We start from the raw sequence: 18,316 nt of genomic DNA, 5'->3' as shown, positions 1-18,316 counted from the left end.
TGCCGCATCAGGCAACGTTCGCCCTGTCGTGGTGTGTCGTCCAGTTGCTGCGCCGGGAAGCGCCAGACGGCCACAATGATCACGTGGCTGAACGCGTGCGAGTTCGGGAAATTGACGACGACGAGGGCAGGCGCCTGCTGCGGATCATCCGCAGAGGCACTGGCTCGGTGGTGACCTGGCGGCGGGCTCAGATGGTGCTGTTATCCGCGCAGGGCATGCCGGTTGCGAAGATCGCCGAGGTGACGTTCACCAGCGACGACCGGGTCCGCGACGTGCTCCACAACTTCAACGCGGACGGCTTCGACTCGCTTTACCCCAAGTACAAGGGCGGCCGGCCGAAGACCTTCACCCTCCCGGAACGCCGGGAGATCAAGAAGATCGCCAAGTCGAAGCCGGCCGAGCACGGCCTGCCGTTCTCGACCTGGAGTCTGGCCAAGCTGGCCGACTTCCTGGTCGCCGAGGGGGTGGTCGACGACATCAGCCACGAGGGCCTTCGCATCCTGCTCCGCGAGGAGGGCGTCTCGTTTCAACGCGTGAAGACCTGGAAGACCTCCCGCGACCCCGACTACGCGGCCAAGAAGGCCCGCGTCGAACACCTCTACGCGATCGCCGACGGTGAGGTCATACCCGAGGAAGGCGAGCCCGAAGTCATCTTCTGCATGGATGAGTTCGGGCCGCTCAACCTCCAGCCGCACCCCGGCCGGCAATGGGCCGAACGCGGCGGCAGACACAAGGACCCCGACCGCGATCCTCGGCCCCGCCGCCGGGCGACCTACACCCGCCCGCACGGCATCCGCCACCTGTTCGCCGCCTACGACCTGGCCAAGGACCAGCTTTACGGGCACATCAAGAAGACCAAGAACAGGTCGAAGTTCCTGGAGTTCTGCCGCTACCTGCGCTCGCTGCACCCGGCGAACGTGCGCATTGCGATCGTCTGCGACAACTACTCACCGCACCTGACGACGAAGCGGTGCCAGCGGGTCGGGACGTGGGCAGCGGCGAACAACGTGGAGATCGCCTACACCCCGACCAACAGCTCCTGGCTCCCGGATCGAGGCTCAGTTCACCGCCCTGCGCTACTTCGCTCTCGACGGCACCGACCATGCCAACCACAAGGAGCAAGGGAGCATGATCCGCCGCTACATCATCTGGCGGAACAAGCACGCCGCCGACGAACGCCTCCGTGAGGTCGTGAACAGGGCGAACGTTGCCTGATGCGGCACTAGCTGGGTGATCACGCGCCCGCTGTTGGGGGGGATCCCCGGGCCAGTAAGGGGTTGCACGAGGCACGGCACAGAGCGTTACTCCTCGAGCAGCCCCGCCGGGCGGCCGCGAGGGTGCCGACGGTGCCGCCGGCCACCGCACGCATCTCGTTCGAGTGGCGGCGGGCTGGTCCCGGCCCGTGGTTCGGTGGAAGACTGCGGGCTGTGTCCGGGTTCGCGAGAGATCCGAAGCACTACGGCGACCGGCTGGTGTACGAGCCGCTGGAGCGGAAATGGGCCGGGTACCACGCCCAGCACTGCGGGTGCGGCCGGGACTGGCTCGAAGCCCACGCGATTCCGGCCGGGTTCACGGTGATCCCCCGGGGCCAGACTGGCTACTACGGGCTCGTCGGCCCCGGCCTGACCGAAGGTGTGGACGAGAAGAAGCTGACGGCGGACGCACTGTGGGAGGCGGTGACCGGCAAGCCCGGCGCTCAGACCTGGTACGAGTCCGTGCGCATCACCTGCCGCAGCCCAGAGGCTGAGGCGGCCCGCAAGGCCGAGAACGAGCGGATCTACGCCCCGCGGCGCGAGCGCGCCGAGAAGGCGAAGACGGAGCTGGCCACCGAGGCGCAGGTGAAGTACCTGACCACGCTCGCGGAGAAGGTTGGCAAGGAGCGGTTCGAAGCCGAGTTCGCCAAGGTGATCAAGGGCAGCGACATCGCTCCACGCGCGTCCCGGCAGCGCTGCGCGACGGCCGCGAAGCGGCTGACCAAAGCCAGGGCCCGCAAGCTCATCACGACTCTGGTCGGTAACGACTAATCCGCCTCGCCCCCCGCCGTCGTCCTCGTCCCGCTCCGGCGCGTCCGAGTCCCGCAGCGGGCGCGGGGGCCGGGCCCTCGGCTGAGGAGCGGCGCGCGCCGGACGAGCATCTGCGAACGCTCCACCCGCAGCGCGCCCGTCTGCGATCATCGACCCGTCTCTGAGCGAGCGGCACGAACTGAGGTAGCACCATGGCGTGGGCCTATGCGGAACTGTCCAAGGAAGCAGCCAAGCGCGGCGGTCCCGTCGCTCTGCGGTACTTCTACCGCAGTCAGGGCGTCATCATCGGCGGCGTCCTCACCGGCGGCGCCATCGCCGGAACCGTGGCCCATGACAAGTGGAGCAAGCGCCGTGCTGCTGCCGCTGCTGAGCCGGTGGGCAAGAGCACCAAAGAGGCGCCGGCCCGCGGCGACGCCCAGGAGACCAGGCACAGCTGAACCCGCCCGGGTCAGGCCGTTCTTACTGGCCCGGGGGTCCCCCGGGCCCCTGGGGTCGTTTCCGCAGGTCGGCATACGACGGTCGGGGCGTCGATTCGCCCTAGCTACCGGCCGGTTAGTTGTTCCCTGGTGTCCGAGCTGGGATTCCGGGGCCTACCGTGACCGATCGTTGAGACGCGGTGGCAGTCCGGACCTAGATGCGTGCTGCAAGCGCCCCGCCGTGAGGGGACGCGGGTGGGCCGCCCGCGGCGGGGACGATCTTGAAGCCGTGAGCGCCCGGCCCCGTTTAGTGCCCTCAGGCACTGCCCCGGGCAGCCCCGCCCGTCGGCGCCGGGTCGCCCGGGGCCCTCAACTCCAGACTCTTCTCTCCGGCCGGCCACATCGAGCACGACCGGCCGCCGGCCAGGCCGCCTGGTGCAGGGCCGGCGGACCGTCCTGGACGGGACCGTTCGCCAGCGGAAACCGAGCTGTGGGCGGGCAGCTACGCCTCGGCCGAGAGTCGACCACGCAGACGAAACCGGGTTCGCGGCGGAGGGCGAGGAATCCGGCGGGGGCGTCCGGCCAGGCCAGAGTGCCGTCGTCGAGCGCCGGGTGCCCGCGACGCATGCCACCGGGTGCGGCGAGCGGGATGATGACCTCGCCGGGCAACCCGGTCGCCACGGTGGCCGGGGCCGCTGTGCGTTCTGGCCTGTGGCGATGGTGCGGTGGGCAGTTACTGACGTCGGTTGGGTCCGTCGCGGATTCTTCGGAGACACAGGAGGCTGGATGCACTCGCTGGGTGCCAGGCTCAACAGTGCTCGGGCACGTTCCTTCGTGGGTCGTGAGGTCGAGCTGGACTGCTTCGGCAACGCCGTGCGGGGGGACGCCGACGCGCCCTTCGTGTTCTGGTTGGTCGGGCCGGGCGGGATCGGGAAATCGGCTTTGCTGCGGCGTCTGGGGGATACGGTGCGGGCCGAGGGACGGGGTCTGGTCGAGTTGGACGGCCGGTTCCTTGGGCGCGACCCGGCGGACTTCGAGGACGCGGCGGACGCGTTCGTGAGCGTTCCGGGGACGGTGCTGTTCGTCGACTCGTTCGAGCACTGCCAGTGGCTGGAGAGCCGATTGTGGCAGCGGTTCCTGCCCCGGGCCGCTCCGGGGGCGCTGGTGGTGTTGGCTGGGCGGCTTGCTCCGCAGCCGCAGTGGACCGCTGACCCCGCGTGGGCAGGTCTGCTGCAGGTCCGGGAGCTGCGTCCGCTCAGCGGTGGCGAGGCCGAAGCGTTGCTGGAGGCGGCATCGGTGCGGCCGGAGCGGCGGGATGCGGTACTGCGTTTCGCCGGGGGCAATCCGTTGGCGCTGACGCTGGCGGCGGCAGCCGACTCCGCCGGGCGGGTAGGCGCTGAGTGGACCCCCTCGGCCGAGGTGCTCCGCACGTTGGTGGCCGGACTGGTCGGGGAGGTTCCCTCCGCTGCTCATCGCCGAGCCCTTGAAGTCGTAGCGCAGGCTCACTCGACTACCGAAGAGTTGCTCGCGGCAGTGCTCGCCGACCAGGACGCGTCGGGGCTGTTTCAGTGGCTGCGTGAGCTGCCGTTCATCGAATCGACTCCCTTGGGGCTGTACCCGCATGACGCGGCGCGGGAGACGTTGCTGGCCGACCTGCGCTGGCGGGCGCCCACCGCATTCCAGGCGATGCGACAGCGCTTGGCGGAGGAGTACTTGCGTCTGTTGCGCGAGGCCCGGACGGAGCGGGTACGGGCGGTCACCGACGATCTGTTCTACCTGTTCCGGGACGTCCAGAAGCTGCAGCGCACGAGGGCGTGGGTCAGCGCCGAGGAAGACATGTACGAGGATGCCCTCCAGGAGGAAGACCACAGCCTGGTGCTGTCCATGGCTGAGCAGGCCGAGGGCCCGGAATCGGCCGAGCTGGTGCGGTATTGGCTGGCTCGGCAACCGCAGGGATTCAGCGTCTTCCGGCTGATCTCCAGCGGGCGGATCGTCGCGTTCACCACGCGCCTGGTCCTTCCGGCGCCGCCGGAGGACGACATCGACCGCGACCCAGTTGTTGCGGCCGCGTGGCAGTACAGCCAGGAGACCGCACCGGTGCGGCAGGGCGAGCACATCGCCATGACCAGGTTCTCGATCTATCCCGAGCGCTACCAAGTGCCTTCGCGTGTCATCGACTTGAGTAACTCCCGGGTCCAGGCGGAAGCCATGCGGGCACGGGGACGCGCGCACGGCTTCCTCGTGTACCACGACCACAGGGCCTGGGCGGAGCGGCTGCAGGGAGTCCTGGCCGACTCCGGGGTCAGATGCGAAGTCGGCGGTCGCGAGTACGCGCTGTTCACCATCGACTGGCGCAAGATCCCGGTGGAACAGTGGATCCGGCACCTGATCGACGCCACCGAGATGCCACCGCTGTCCGGGCCGTCGGGAACGCCGCGCCCGGCCTTCGATCAAGCCGTCCGCGAGGCACTGCAGCTGTGGCGCGACCCCGGCGCGTTCGCCGCCTGCGCCTTGCTGCGCACCCGCCTGGTGGCCGACTGCGATGATCCGGTGCAGGGCCTGAAAGAACTGCTGCGAGAGTCAGTTGAGGCGCTCGCCGGCGACCCGCGCGGCGTGCGTGCCAAGGAGGCTCTGGCGACGGCGTTCTTCTCGGGCGCGCCAACGCAGGAGGCCGCGGCGCGGCGCCTGGGCCTTCCCTACGGGACATTCCGGCGCCACCTGAGGCAGGGGCTCGACCTGCTGTGCGCGTCACTGTGGGAAAAGGAGCTGTACGGCACAGCCTGAGTCCTCCGGCGCTGGCCAAGTGGACAGGCGTGGACAGCGCCGGACACCTGGGGGCTGGGAAGTGGACGGCCGATGGGGCCAGGCTACGAGGCATGAACCCGACCGCTTGCAGGCCCCGACGCTTCCACCCCGCCGGCCCACGGCGCGCACCTCCGGACCGCGAGCAGCACCGCTTTCGGATTGATGCTGCCACGGGTTGACTCCCCCAAGTGTGAGTGGTTGAGTACTCACATGAAGAGCGAACGACCCCGTCAGTTGTCCACCGCCGAGGAGCGCCGCGAGACGGTGCTGCGCACCGCGATCGGCGCCTTCGCCGCCCGCGGTTACTGGGGCACCACCACGACCGAGGTGGCCAAGGCGGCGGGCATCTCGCAGGCGTACGTCTACCGGCTGTTCCCGAGCAAGGAACTGCTGTTCACGGCGGTGGTCGAGTACTGCTTCGTGCAGGTGCGGGCCGCCCTGGAGCGGGCCGCCGCCGACGCCAAGGGCAGTTCCTCGGAGGTCGTCCTCAAGGCCATGGGCGAGGCGTACGCCCGGCTGATCAGTGACAACGATCTGATGCTGATCCAGCTCCACGCCCAGGCGGCGGCGGTGTCCGAGCCGGCCGTACGCGAGGCCGTGCGGCAGGGCTACGCCCGGCTGGTGGAGTACGTGCGCGGCGCCTCCGGCGGCACGGAACAGCAGATCCAGGAGTTCTTCGCGCGGGGCATGCTGTGCCATCTCATCGTCTCCATGGGGGCCGAAGAGGTGGACGCCCCCTGGACCCGGACACTGTCGGCCGGCATCAGGCACTACTGAGCCGACGCGACCACGCGGCCGGACCCTCGGCGGGGCACCCAGCCCCGCCTTTCCTGGCCAACAGATGTGAGTGGTTAACCACACAAGGAGTGTTCTCGTGAAGACCACCGGCACCACCAGAAGCCCCGGAGCCGCTCTCGCGGCGCTGGCCGGGGCGCAGTTCACCGTCATGCTGGCCACCTCGATCGTGAACGTGGCACTGCCGCAGATCCGGTCGGGCGTGGGCCTGTCGGACGGTGCCACGACCTGGGTGGTCAATGCCTACGGCCTGGCTTTCGGGGCCCTGCTGCTGGCCGGCGGCCGGGCGGCGGACCTGCTGGGCCGGCGGCGGATCCTGCTGGTGGGCCTTGGGGTCTTCGCCGCGTCGTCGCTGGCTGCAGGGCTCGCCTCCTCGTCCCCGGTGCTGATCGCAGCGCGGGCGGTGCAGGGCCTGGGGGCGGCGGCGATCGCCCCCGCGGCACTGGCCCTGGTGATGGAAGTGTTCCCTCCGGGCCCCGGGCGCGGGAAAGCCCTCGGGGTGTGGGGGGCGGTGTCCGGTGCGGGCGGTGCGGCCGGGGTCCTCCTCGGCGGCGTGCTCACCCAGGCGTGGGGCTGGCAGTGGATCTTCTACACGGTCGCGATCGGCGCCGCCCTCGTCCTGGCCGCCGCGGCCGCCAGCGTGCCAAGGGCGCCTGCCCAGGTGAGCGGACGCTTCGACATGCTCGGCACCGCCACCGTGACTCTCGCCCTCACCGCGCTGGTGTGGGGTCTGACGACCGCGCGCCGCACTGGGTGGAGTGATCCTTCCGTCCTGGGGAGCTTCGCCGTCACCGCCGCACTGCCGACCGCGTTCGTCCTGGTCGAGCGTCGCCACCCGCACCCGCTGCTGCCGCCGCGCGTGTTGCGGACCGGTCGGGTCGCCGCCGGGAACGTGCTGATGGCGCTGCTGGGATCGGTGTGGATCGCCCTGTTCTTCTTCCTGCCGCTCTACCAGCAGCAGGTCCTCGGCGACAGCCCGCTGGCCACAGGGCTCGGCCAACTCCCTCTCGCCTTCGCCAATATGCTCGGCTCCACCCTCGCGCCGCGGATCTCCCGCCGCATCGGCGCCACCGTCATGGTCACCGGGGCGCTGCTGACCGAGGCCGCCGGACTGCTGTGGCTGTCGCGTATCAGCGCCCATGGCAGCTACGCCGTCGACGTCCTGGGCCCCAGCATCCTGATCGGCCTCGGGCTGAGCATCGCCTTCGTCCAGCTGACCGCTCTGTCCGTCGAGGGCGTCCCCGCCCAGGACGCGGGACTGGCCGGCGGCCTGGTCAACACCACCCGCCAGGTCGGCGGTGCCATCGGTCTGGCCGTCCTGGCCACCCTCGCCGGCACCGCCACCACCCACGCGGCCACCCACCAACCGCACTTGGAGGCGCTGACCGCCGGGTATCGGACCGCTTTCGCCATCAGCTCCGCGGTCCTGGCCGCCACCGCCGCCCTCGCGCTCGGGCTCTCCCGCCGACGCACTGCGGCCCCGGCGTCCGACGGGCCCGTCCCGCAGCCCGCGGCTCACCACTGACCCACCGACGCCCCAGCACCTGAGATCACGTCAACCGAGAGGAACCGCCTTCATGTTCACCATCGACGAGACCGCCCCCGTAATCGTCCGCCTGTCCACCGTCATCGACGCCCCCCTGGAGCGCGTCTGGGCCCTGCACTCCGACATCGACGCCTGGGCCGAGTGGAACGCGGACGTCGACCAGGCCGAGCTCGACGGCCCTCTCCTGCCCGGCAACTCCTTCCACTGGAAGACCCACGGCCTGGACATCACCTCCACCGTCCGCGAGATCGTCCCCGGGCAGCGCCTGGTCTGGGGTGGCCCCGCCAACGGCATCGAGGGCATCCACGTGTGGACCTTCGAGCAGACCGGCAGCCAGGTCACCGTCCACACCGAGGAGTCCTGGAGCGGCGTCCCCGTCGATGCTGCCACCGAACAGCTCGGCCAGGCCCTGCAGCAGTCGCTGACCACCTGGCTCGCCAGCCTCAAGTCCCGCGCCGAGCAGAGCAACTGAAACTGAAACCCCTCTCCCAGTCCTGTCCCCGCCGCATCCACGAAACGAGATTCCTGCCATGACCGCCGACAAGCCGTACCTCACCGGCCACTACACGCCCGCCGTCGACGAGATCACCGCCACCGAACTGACCGTCGAGGGCACCCTCCCGCCGGAGCTGACCGGCCGCCTGGTCCGCAACAGCCACAACCCCAAGCCGGGCGTCACCCCCAGCCACTGGTTCAAGGGCAGCGGCATGGTCCACGGCATCCGGCTGCGCGAAGGCCGCGCCGAGTGGTACCGCAACCGCTGGGTCCGCACCCCCGCCCTCGACGGCGCCCCCTACATGACCGACCACGGGATCGACCTGACCGCCAGCACCGCCGGCACCCACGTCATCGAGCACGCCGGCCGCCTGCTCGCCCTGTGCGAGGCGAACTTCCCCTTCGAACTCACCCCCGAACTGGACACCGTCGGCGCCTTCGACTTCGACGGCAAGCTGCGCAGCGCCATGACCGCGCACCCGAAGACCGACCCGGTCACCGGGGAACTGCACTTCTTCGGCTCCTCCCCGTTCCCGCCCTACCTGATCTACTACGTGGCCGACGCCACGGGGCAGATCACGCACAGCGCCGAGATCCCCGGCGCGACCGCCTCCCTCAAGCACGACTTCGCGATCACCCGCCACCACGTGGTCTTCGTCGAGGGCACCGTCACCTTCGACCCCAACGAGCACTCCGGCATCCCCTACGGCTGGAACGACGACCAGCCGGCCCGGATCGGCGTCATGCCCCGCGGTGAAGAGGGCACCGGGAAGATCCGCTGGTTCTCCATCGAGCCGGGCAACATGCTGCACGCCGCCAACGCCTACGAGGACGCACAGGGCCGCATCGTCCTGGAGGGCCCCACCGTCGACCGGGAAGGCTTCCAGCTCTCCTGGAACTGGTGGGTCGGCGCACCCGGCCGCGGCACCGAGCCCAACACCCGCTCCTACACCCGCCGCTGGGTCATCGACCTTGACGCAGGCAGCGTCGACGAGCAGATAATCGACGACCTCGCCGTCGAATTCCCGACCCTCAACGACGACTTCCTCGGAGCCGAGCACCGCTACCAGTACGCGGTCTCCTTCCCCGACCAGGAAGGCTTCGGCGGCTACGGCGTCGTCAAGTACGACCGCGCCACCGGCGCCCGCCGCATCCACACCATCGGCGACGCCCGCCTGCCCAGCGAAGCCGTCTTCGTCCCCGCCGCCGGCGCCACCCGCGAGGACGACGGCTACCTCCTCACCGTCGTCTCCGACCTCAAGCAGGACGCCTCCCAGCTCCTGGTCCTGGACGCCTCAGGCCTCGACCGGATCGCCACCGTCCACCTCCCGCGCCGCGTCACCGGCGGCATCCACGGCTCCTGGATCCCCGACAACGAGTCCCATAACTGACCCACCCCTGCGGCGGGGCGGACCCGCCCCGCCGCAGGCAAGCCCCCAACCGACCCACCGACACGTAAGGACCTGGCCGTGCGCATCCTCACCGCCACCAAGTTCCTCGCCGCCACCACCGGCGCCCTCCTCCTCGCCACCGGCACCGCTCACGCCCTCGGCGACGACAAGCCGGCCGCCCCCACCCAGGCCCTGACCGCCCACACCGGCGACGTGGAGATCAACCACAACGCCCCCGTCATCACCCGCGAGAACATCCTCATCCACGCCCCCCTGCACACCATCTGGAAGATCCAGACCGACGTCGAGAACTGGCCCGCCTGGCAGCCCAACGTCGTCTCGGTCGTCAAGGACACACCCGGACGCCTGCGCCCCGGCTCCGTCTTCCGCTGGACCACCGAGGGCCTCGACATCACCTCCACCGTCCGCCAGGTCGACCCCTGCAAGCGCCTGGCCTGGGGCGGCCCCGCCCAGGGCATCACCGCCGTCCATGTGTGGACGTTCACCCCCACCACCCACGGCGTCCTCGTCCACACCGAGGAGTCCTGGACCGGCGCCCCCGTCGAAGCCAACCAGGCCGCCCTGCAGGCCGCCCTCGACAACTCCCTCCACAACTGGGTCAACAACCTCAAGCACGAGGCTGAGGCCCAGGCCGCCAGGTAACCCCCCTGCCCCCAGCCTCCGGAGCAGTCACCGGCTCCGGAGGCACCCACGCCGGAGAGGCCCACCATGTCGCTCGACAACGCGCTCCTCACGATCCAGGTCCTCGCCGCCCTCTCAATGGTCACCAGCCTCTCCCTGGACTGGACCGGCGTCCTGCAGCTCCGCCGCGCCCGCACGCTCACCTCCGCCCGCGAAGGCATCACGACCCTCGAACGGTCGACCGCGTTCGGCACCTGGGCACGCCTGACCCTGGCCGGCGGACTCTGGCTCGCCGTCGATGCCGACCACTGGACCGGTTGGATCATCGCCGGACTCGTCGGCTGGACCGCCCTCGTCCTCCTCGGCGAACCCCTGACCGGCAAAGACCTGCGCCCCATGGCCAAGATCGCGCGCAAGAGCGACGACCTCCCCACCAAGCTCGCAGCCAAGATCCACGACCCGCGCCTGTGGTGCTCGGTCCACACCCGCACCGGTGTGGTCGCCGCCGTCCTCACCGACATGCTCGCCAAGCCAGGCACAGTCCTCGCCTTCGCCCTTCTGGCCGCCGGGTACCTCATCGGCACTCTCACGGCACGACTGACCCGCTCCCGCCAACCCGAGCCCGGGAACCCGGCATAAGAGGGCATCTGATCTACGTAGTTGGTGTTCTGGGATGTTTGTGTGACTGGTGTCGTTGGCGGTCGTTGGATGAGGTGTGAGTGTTCGTCGCCCCTACCGCAGTGATGTGTCCGACGCCCGCTGGGCCTTGATCGAACAGGTCTTCACCGCCTGGCGGGCGAGTCGGACCGGCCCCGGAACGGCGGCTCGGGTTCACGACTTGCGAGAGATCGTCAACGCGATCCTCTATGTCAACCGCACCGGGATCCCGTGGGAGTACCTGCCGCACGACTTCCCGCCCTACAAGACCGTCTATGACTACTACGCGAAGTGGGAAACCGACGGCACCACCGAGCAAGTCCACGACCTGTTACGCGACAAGACCCGCCGATTACATGGCCGACGTGCTGAGCCCACCGCGGCCGTGGTCGACGCGCAGAGCGTGAAGACCTCGGCAAACGTCGCCGAGACCAGCCAGGGCATCGACGCCGGCAAGAAGATCAAAGGACGCAAGCGGCACCTGATCACGGACACGCTCGGCCTGGTGCTGGCCGTCCTCGTCGCCGCCGCGAACGTCCATGACACCACCGGAGGCAAACTCCTGCTCGACGACCTGGCCACAGCTCATCCCAGTGTGTCCAAGGTCTGGGCTGACGGCGGCTACCAGAACAGCATCTTCAACCACGGAGCTGTCCTGGGCATCGATGTCGAGGTGGTTCAACGGCCACGGGCGAAGGGGTTCGAGCCGCTGCCCAAGCGGTGGGTGATCGAGCGAACCTTCGGCTGGCTGATGCAGCACCGCCGCCTGGCGCGGGACTACGAAGCCCTCCCGCAGAGATCCCGGACGATGATCCACTGGGCGATGGCTAACAAAATGTCCCGCGAACTGACGGGAGAATCCGCACCAACCTGGCGAATCGAAACGGACATCCCTCTCGGAACGGCCTGAAGAATGATCAGATGCCCTCTAAGAGGTCCTAACAAAGGCGTTGGATGTGTCGGTGAGTGATCAGGCAGGTGGCGAGACCGAGGAAGGCCTCGTGGATGTCGTCGCGTCCCTCCCAGCGGATCCGCAGGCGGCGGAAGCCGTGCAGCCAGGCGATGGCGCGTTCGACGACCCAGCGGAAAACGCCCAGGCCAGAGCTGTGCCCCACGCCTCGCTCAGCGATGACCGGACGGATGCCGCGCTGATGCTGACCGGCTACCAGACCCCGGCAGCCATCCGCCGCACCGGCCGACGGCGTCTGGCCACCTGGCTGCGCAACCCCGGACAGGCTGTCAGTAGCGTCTCCTGCCGCACGACCTCCCGGCCTGGTCGGCGGTGTTCTACTGCTTCAGCCTGTGGCGACACGGAAAAGGAGACACCTGATAAGGCGGTGCTCGTGGGAGCCACCGGATGACGGCGTTCACCACCGAACTGGCTCATCCGCTGGTTCGATCGTTCGTGAGTAACCATGCTAGGGGGTGTGTGGTGCGATAGTCGGCGCGGGTGAGAACGACCCCCGACCAACGAGACGATCGTCGTACGGCAGGCGACGACGGCAGGAGGAGTCCCACGTGATTGGCAACGCTCCCCGTGTCATGGCGAGCCGTCTCCAACGCGGACGCGACCGGGTGTTCACCGGGAGGACAGCCGAACTCACCGTATTTCGCGCCGCCCTGGCCGGTGGCGACGAAGCGCCCGCCGTGATTTTTGTGCACGGGCCCGGTGGTATCGGCAAGTCGATGCTGCTGCGTCGCTTCGCGGCCGAGGCACGGGCGGCCGGCCGGCCGGTGCTGGAGATCGACGGTCGCATCGTTCAGCCGACGCCGGAGGCGTTCGAACGGGAGGCCGAGGCGGCCTTCACGAGGGACGACACGGTCCTGATCATCGACACCTTCGAACGCTGCCAGGGCCTGGAAGGATGGCTGCGGGAGAGGTTCCTGCCACTGTTGCCGGACGGCGTGGTGACGGTGATCGCGGGGCGGCAGGCGCCGGATGGCGAGTGGACCTCCGACCCAGGGTGGGCGGGCCTGCTCCACCGCATGGCATTGCGCAATCTGTCACCGGACGAGGCCACCGCTCTTCTGCGCGCCTGCGGAGTACGGCGGCACCACCAGCCGGAGCTGCTGGCGTTCACCGGAGGGCATCCGCTGGCCCTGGCCCTGGCCGCCGCCGTGGCGGTCCGGGACAGCGACCGCGCCACTGGCTGGAAGCCCAGCCTGGATGTCGTCGGTACGCTGCTCGCCCGGCTGGTCGGTGAGGTGCCCTCGCCCGTGCACCGGCGGGCTCTGGAGGTGTGCGCCCGCGCCCACGTGACCACGGAGACGCTGTTACGGGTCATCCTGGGCGACGACGCCGCCGCGTTGTTCGCCTGGCTGCGTGAACTCCCGTTCATCGAGGCCGCGCAGGACGGCCTCTTCCCGCATGACGTGGCCCGCCAGGCTCTCGAGGAGGACCTGCGCTGGCGCGACCCGGACGGCTATGCGGAACTGAACGGCCTGCTCAGCCGCCATCTCTTCGAGCAGATCCGCACCTCGCCCGTGAACGGCACGCTGTCCGCCGTAGGTTCCTTCCTGTTCCTATACCGCAACGACCGGTGCATGTCGGACTTCAACACCTGGCGGGGAACGGGTGAGGTCCGGCTGACACCGTATGAGGCGGACGACCGGCACAGGATCGAAGCACTGGCGACCGAGGTCGAGGGCAGTGAGTCCGCAGCTCTCGCGCGGGCATGGCTGGAACGTCGTCCGGCTGCGTTCCGGGTATGCCGCACCGCGCGGGAGAACAAGGCGGTGGGCTTCTCCGCCTGGCTGCGGCTCACCGAGGCCCCGGATGCGTTTTCCGACCCGGTGGCCGAGGCGGCATGGAACCACGCCCGGGCCACCCAGCCCGTCCGCGACGGCGAACACATCGCGGTAGCCCGCTTCTCGGTGACGTCTCCGGAGTACCCGAAGATCTCCCCGGTCGAGAACCTGCACCAGTGGCGGACGCTGGCGGAGGTGGCGAAGACAGAGCGCAGGGTGGCCTGGATGTACATCGCCGTACGGGCGGGCACGTTCTGGACCCCGTACATGACCAGTCTCGGCCTGCGTCCCATCGCGGAGCGGCCCCAGCTGGGTGCCCTGACCTACACGCTGTTCGCCATCGACTGGCGGATCCAGCCGGTGTGGGCCTGGGCCGAGGAGAAGACCCGGCTGATGCTGTCCCACACCCGGGGCGACCCGCCCGCCACGGAAACGGACAGCGAACAGGCCCAGCCGCGCACGGAGTTCACCGTCCTGTCACGCCCCGAGTTCGACACCGCGCTGCGCGACGCGCTCCGCAGTCTCTCCAGGCCACGGGAACTGTCCTCCAATCCGCTCACACGCAGCAGGCTGATGGCGGACACGAAGCGCACACTGCCGCAGATTCTGGCCGACGCGGTCGAGGGCCTGCGTGCGCAAGGAGGCGGATACAACTACTACCGCGCGGTGTCCCAGACGTACCTCACCAAGGGCATGCCGACCCAGCAGGCGGTCGCGGCGCGGCTGGGTCTGCCGTTCAGTACCTACCGCAGGCACCTGACCGGCGGCATCGCCCGGCTGAGCGACGCGCTGTGGCGGCAGGAAATCTACGGGAACCCGGGCGCGACCGACCGTTCAGTACCCGGCGCGTCAAGGTCAGCGGACTGATCCGGCCACGGCCGCAGCCGGACCGGCCGTTTCTCCGCCCGAGCCCGCGAGGGCGCGGGGCAGGTGCGCCAGGCGCTCACGCCCCTTCGCGGCATCACCGTCGAGGAGGAGGGGTCCGGTAACCGCGTCGTACGCTTCCAGGACCGAGCGGATCGCATCCTCGCGCCGACCTGGCGCCAAGGAATCCGCACGATGCGCGATCAGTCCGCCCACCACGGTTTCGGCCAGCCCCCCGCGCACACCGCGGTTCGGCCATGCCGCTGACGGACGGCGGGCCGCATACGCCCGGCAATCGGCCTCGACGAGCAGCCGCCGCGGACGGTGGTACCGCCACTGAGAGTGATCTGACTGCCTGTGGACTGTTCGGCGGGGCGGCCCTGCGTGCCCCCGGAGCCGAATGTGACGAGCGGCAGACCCGTGGGCGGTACACAGGTGATGTTGGGCTTGGCGCTGACGCTGATCCGGATGTATCCGCCGGCCCGGGTCATCGGCCTGGCCCCTCAGCGCAGATCATTGGTCCCGTAACTCCGGCCGTAACCGGTCTTGTCGGCGGCTGCGCCGTCGGGCGCCCGGCCAGCGCCCAGGCCCACGCTCGTGCCGCCGCCGTTATGGGTGGCGCTGCCCGTGGCCCCGCTAGACGGGCTCTTCCGGCCGCCGCCCAAAGCGCCCGTGACCGTTGCCGCCGACGTGGCCTTGGCCCGTGGCATCGGCGGTGCCGCCGGAGTCCTCCTGACAGGCCGACACCAGCAGCCCGGCGCCGAGTGCGGCGAAACAGCGAAGGCGGCACCTTCGCGACGACTCCGGGACACGGCCGTCGCAGAGCCTGCCGGACACGCGTGGCGAGACACCTTATAAAGGGGTTAGTAATCTCTACCGTTATGGTGGGTTCTACTATGATTTAGAACATTATACGAAAACGTAAGGGAACATTCGACACCATCTTGACGGGTGTCATCGACGTGGTCAAGCTGGTTCCCGACCGACGAGGAGGCACCGTGCACGACCATGACGAGTACCTGTACTTCCTTCGCCGCGCCTTCGACGGGATGCTCGGCGCGCTGGAGGAACTGGGCGACGATCTCGGCAACACCGCGCCGTCCCTGCCTGGCGCCAACTCCCCCTACGCCATCGCGTACCACTGCGTCGGCGTGGCCGACTACTGGCTGGGCCACGTGGTCGCGGGACGTCATGTCGACCGCGACCGTCCCTCCGAGTTCACGGCGCAGGGGGACGCGCAGCGCCTGCGGAGGGAGGTCGACGGGCTCTTCGTGCGTCTGGAGGCTGATCTCCACGGGACGCTGTCGTCCGGACCGCCGCGCAACGCGCCGCCGGCCGAGTTCCAGGGCCCGCAGCGTCCCTTGAGCGTGCAGGGCGTCCAACTGCACGTACTGGAGGAACTGGCCCAGCACCACGGGCAGGTGCAAATCAGCCGCGATCTCCTGCGAGCGGGGGACCCCGAGTGAAGGCCATACCGGCTCGAGACATTGCCGGCTTCGACGACCTCGGCCTCGGCTGGCTGCGCGCCCGCGGCAGCGTGAAGTGGCACCGCCCGGGGCGGGGCGTCCTGCCGGCGTGGGTGGCCGACATGGACTTCCCCACCCCGCCGCCGGTGGTGGCCGCCCTGCGCGAGGTTGTCGACGGCCGGGATCTCGGGTATCCGGATTGGCCGGACGGCAGTCCGCTGCGTACGGCCTTCGCCAAGCGGATGGCCGAGCGGTTCGGATGGGATGCGTCTGGGCACCGCGTGCGCGAGCAGACCGACCTCATCCAGTGCCTGCAACTCGTCCTCCACCTCGCCACGTCGGACGGCGACGCGGTGGCGGTGCAGACGCCCAACTACCCCCCGTTCCTGGCAACGTTGCGGACGATGAACCGGCGGATCGTGCCCATCCCGATGCGGGACACCGGTGACGGCTGGCGCATGGACCTCGCCGCCCTGGACACCGCGGTGAAGCGGGCCGGCTGCAGAGCGCTTGTCCTCGTCAATCCGCACAACCCCACCGGGCGGGTGCTGACGCGGGACGAACTCGACGAGATCGCGGCCGTCGCGCGACGGCACGATCTACTCGTCGTCAGCGACGAGATCCACGCCGAGCTGGCCTACGCCCCGCACCGGCACATCCCCTTCGCGAGCCTGTCCGACGACGCCGCCCGGCGCACGGTGACCCTGACCTCCGCCACCAAGGCGTTCAACCTGGCCGCCATCCGCTGTGCCGTGACGCACTACGGCCCGGACCGCCTGCTCGCGCAGCGCGACGCGCAGCCCCCCGACCTGTACGGCACCGTCTCACCGCTCGGTGTCGCCGCCACCCTGGCGGCGTGGGAGCACGGCGACGCCTGGCAGCGCGATCTGCTGACCGTGCTGGACCGCAACCGTCGGCGCGTCCACGAGGTGTTGCGCGACCGGCTCCCGCAGGTCCGCCACCACCTGCCCGAGGCCACCTACCTGGCATGGCTGGACACCCGGCCGCTCGGCCTGGCCGAACCGCCGGTGGAGAAGGTACTCCGCGACGGCCGGGTCCTGCTCGACGGCGGCTCCCCCTTCAGCCCGGACGCCGACGCGTTCCTGCGGTTGAACTTCGCCACCTCCCGGCAGGTGCTGGAGGAGATCCTCGGCCGCGTCGCCGGAGCTCTGGGCGGGCGGAAGGGGTGACGGCGGAGCCGGAGACCAGCTGGCACCATGAGGGTGTGGATGATTTCGTCTTTGTCAGCGGGCGGCTGTCCCTGGACCTCGCGGGTACCCTGCTGTGGCGGCGGGGCCGGCGCACCGAACTGCTGCGCTGCCCTGACGACCTGGGGCGCTGGATCCGGCAGGCGGGCCTGCTCGACGCGCCCGGTCCGCTGGACCCCCGCGCCCTGTCTCGGACGTGCCGCCTCAGGGAAGCGGTGTACACGCTGGTCGGCGCGTGGCCCCTGACACCGGCCGCGGACACCGAGGTGCGGGAAGCGCTCGCCGAAGTGAACGAGGCAGCCCGTCTGCCGCTACCGAGGCACCAGCTCGACGAGGACGGTCAACTGACCCGTACCGGGGGCGTCGACGAGGTGCTCGGCGCGGTGGCCCGGGACGCCGTGGATCTGCTCGGCGGCGCCGACTTCGCTCGCGTACGGGAGTGCCTCAACGAGGACTGCACCCGGCTCTTCGTGGACCTGTCACGGTCCGCGAACCGGCGCTGGTGCGGCATGGCCGAGTGCGGGAACCGGCACAAGGTCGCCAACTACCGCAAACGGCGGCAGCAGACCACGCACTGACCGCATCGGGATGCCGAGCAGGCAATCCGTCCTGTCGGGAAGAACGGTGGCCCCGCTCCGGCCCACGCCCCGGGCGCCGTCGGCAGCGGCGTTCAGGCTGGCGCGGAAACGGCCCACCGGCTCGGACAGTCCCACGAACGTCTTGCTCCGCACTGGCCGCCGACGGGTTCGCCAGGCTGCGCCGGGAAGAGAGATGCCGCCGCACCGCTGCCGTCACGTCTCCGTGTGTGCGTAGCCGTTCCGCCACGCCCACACGGAGATCTCCACACGGATACGGGTCGACAACTTGGCATGAATGTTGGTCAGGTGCGTCGTCGAACGTCGTCACCATCACGACTCTCGGCATGAGAGGCATGCCGGGCCGGTTCAGGGCGCGCAGAGCGTCGAGGCCGTCGAGACGGGCATGCGGACGTCCATGAGTCGGGCCGGTGGCGCGCGGCCAGGACGGCCTGGACGCCGGCTTCCGCCTCGGCGACGACGCTGATGCCCTCCTCGACGGACAGGATCATGGCCATGCCGGTGAGCACGATGGCCTGATGGTCGACGATCATGGTCCGGATCACGCGGTCTCCGTCCGGGAGAGCGCGGCGAGCAGCGGCAGGCGAGCCCGGACCTGCCAGACGCCGTCGCCGGCAGTGCCGGCGCGCAGGCTGCCCCCCGCGCTGGTCACCCTCTCCTGCA

15 protein-coding genes and 2 pseudogenes are annotated in these 18,316 nt (G+C 69.8%); 15 read left to right on the top strand and 2 right to left on the bottom strand.

The window, feature by feature from the left end; translation table 11 throughout:
• The first annotated feature begins 83 nt into the window (after positions 1-83).
• The 11 genes and pseudogenes from Sri02f_RS40340 (at position 84) to Sri02f_RS40290 (ending at position 11,681) form a co-directional block, all read left to right on the top strand.
• Positions 84-1,215, top strand: a pseudogene (locus Sri02f_RS40340) (IS630 family transposase).
• Between the two features lie 212 nt (positions 1,216-1,427).
• Entirely contained in the window at positions 1,428-2,024 is a 597-nt protein-coding gene (locus tag Sri02f_RS43490) for a hypothetical protein (RefSeq protein ID WP_245971023.1), read from the top strand.
• A 191-nt stretch (positions 2,025-2,215) separates the two neighbouring features.
• A complete protein-coding gene (locus Sri02f_RS40330) occupies positions 2,216-2,461 on the top strand; it encodes a hypothetical protein (protein ID WP_109006250.1) in 246 nt (81 codons plus the stop codon).
• 765 nt (positions 2,462-3,226) lie between these two features.
• Positions 3,227-5,224, top strand: coding sequence for an ATP-binding protein (locus Sri02f_RS40325; protein ID WP_109006249.1), 1,998 nt, complete (start codon positions 3,227-3,229; stop codon positions 5,222-5,224).
• 231 nt (positions 5,225-5,455) lie between these two features.
• Entirely contained in the window at positions 5,456-6,022 is a 567-nt protein-coding gene (locus tag Sri02f_RS40320; RefSeq protein WP_109006248.1) for a TetR/AcrR family transcriptional regulator, read from the top strand.
• Positions 6,023-6,119: 97 nt separating this feature from the next.
• Positions 6,120-7,565, top strand: a complete 1,446-nt coding sequence (locus Sri02f_RS40315) for a DHA2 family efflux MFS transporter permease subunit (RefSeq protein WP_245971022.1) — start codon at positions 6,120-6,122, stop codon at positions 7,563-7,565.
• A 52-nt stretch (positions 7,566-7,617) separates the two neighbouring features.
• The gene (locus tag Sri02f_RS40310) at positions 7,618-8,058 is read left to right on the top strand and encodes an SRPBCC family protein (RefSeq protein WP_109006247.1); all 441 of its coding nucleotides are present in this window, start codon (positions 7,618-7,620) and stop codon (positions 8,056-8,058) included.
• Between the two features lie 58 nt (positions 8,059-8,116).
• Entirely contained in the window at positions 8,117-9,472 is a 1,356-nt protein-coding gene (locus Sri02f_RS40305) for a carotenoid oxygenase family protein (protein WP_109006246.1), read from the top strand.
• 78 nt (positions 9,473-9,550) lie between these two features.
• The gene (locus Sri02f_RS40300; protein ID WP_245971021.1) at positions 9,551-10,135 is read left to right on the top strand and encodes an SRPBCC family protein; all 585 of its coding nucleotides are present in this window, start codon (positions 9,551-9,553) and stop codon (positions 10,133-10,135) included.
• 66 nt (positions 10,136-10,201) lie between these two features.
• A complete protein-coding gene (locus tag Sri02f_RS40295) occupies positions 10,202-10,753 on the top strand; it encodes a hypothetical protein (RefSeq protein WP_109006245.1) in 552 nt (183 codons plus the stop codon).
• A gap of 76 nt (positions 10,754-10,829) precedes the next feature.
• Entirely contained in the window at positions 10,830-11,681 is an 852-nt protein-coding gene (locus tag Sri02f_RS40290; protein WP_109006244.1) for an IS5 family transposase, read from the top strand.
• 28 nt (positions 11,682-11,709) lie between these two features.
• On the opposite strand, the pseudogene Sri02f_RS40285 reads toward Sri02f_RS40290, so the two are convergent.
• A pseudogene (locus Sri02f_RS40285) lies at positions 11,710-11,922 on the bottom strand (transposase); the annotation flags it as partial.
• Between the two features lie 367 nt (positions 11,923-12,289).
• Here Sri02f_RS40285 and Sri02f_RS40275 point away from each other — a divergent pair.
• The 4 genes from Sri02f_RS40275 (at position 12,290) to Sri02f_RS40260 (ending at position 17,635) form a co-directional block, all read left to right on the top strand.
• On the top strand, positions 12,290-14,386 hold the full coding sequence (locus Sri02f_RS40275; protein ID WP_159106882.1) for an ATP-binding protein: 2,097 nt from the start codon (positions 12,290-12,292) through the stop codon (positions 14,384-14,386).
• 995 nt (positions 14,387-15,381) lie between these two features.
• Positions 15,382-15,849, top strand: coding sequence for a DinB family protein (locus Sri02f_RS40270; RefSeq protein WP_109006253.1), 468 nt, complete (start codon positions 15,382-15,384; stop codon positions 15,847-15,849).
• On the top strand, positions 15,846-17,039 hold the full coding sequence (locus Sri02f_RS40265; protein ID WP_167467714.1) for a MalY/PatB family protein: 1,194 nt from the start codon (positions 15,846-15,848) through the stop codon (positions 17,037-17,039). The genes Sri02f_RS40270 and Sri02f_RS40265 overlap by 4 nt, the downstream gene beginning before the upstream one ends.
• Before the next feature lie 35 nt (positions 17,040-17,074).
• A complete protein-coding gene (locus Sri02f_RS40260; protein ID WP_109006251.1) occupies positions 17,075-17,635 on the top strand; it encodes a CGNR zinc finger domain-containing protein in 561 nt (186 codons plus the stop codon).
• Positions 17,636-17,937: 302 nt separating this feature from the next.
• Here Sri02f_RS40260 and Sri02f_RS40255 read toward each other — a convergent pair whose 3' ends face one another.
• The gene (locus tag Sri02f_RS40255; protein ID WP_109006242.1) at positions 17,938-18,198 is read right to left on the bottom strand and encodes a helix-turn-helix domain-containing protein; all 261 of its coding nucleotides are present in this window, start codon (positions 18,196-18,198) and stop codon (positions 17,938-17,940) included.
• Positions 18,199-18,316 lie beyond the last annotated feature (118 nt).

It is taken from the genome of Streptomyces rishiriensis (assembly GCF_003112535.1).
GTDB classification, from domain to species: domain Bacteria; phylum Actinomycetota; class Actinomycetes; order Streptomycetales; family Streptomycetaceae; genus Streptomyces; species Streptomyces rishiriensis.
Note: the sequence above shows the minus strand (reverse complement) of the source record. Positions and strands in the feature narration are given on the sequence as shown.

Excerpts from the sequence above, each read along its gene's own strand:
- Sri02f_RS40295 (WP_109006245.1), top strand. The coding sequence starts at position 10,202 with ATGTCGCTCGACAACGCGCTCCTCACGATCCAGGTCCTCGCCGCCCTC.
- Sri02f_RS40330 (WP_109006250.1), top strand. The coding sequence starts at position 2,216 with ATGGCGTGGGCCTATGCGGAACTGTCCAAGGAAGCAGCCAAGCGCGGC.
- Sri02f_RS40305 (WP_109006246.1), top strand. The coding sequence starts at position 8,117 with ATGACCGCCGACAAGCCGTACCTCACCGGCCACTACACGCCCGCCGTC.
- Sri02f_RS40320 (WP_109006248.1), top strand. The coding sequence starts at position 5,456 with ATGAAGAGCGAACGACCCCGTCAGTTGTCCACCGCCGAGGAGCGCCGC.
- Sri02f_RS40325 (WP_109006249.1), top strand. The coding sequence starts at position 3,227 with ATGCACTCGCTGGGTGCCAGGCTCAACAGTGCTCGGGCACGTTCCTTC.
- Sri02f_RS40310 (WP_109006247.1), top strand. The coding sequence starts at position 7,618 with ATGTTCACCATCGACGAGACCGCCCCCGTAATCGTCCGCCTGTCCACC.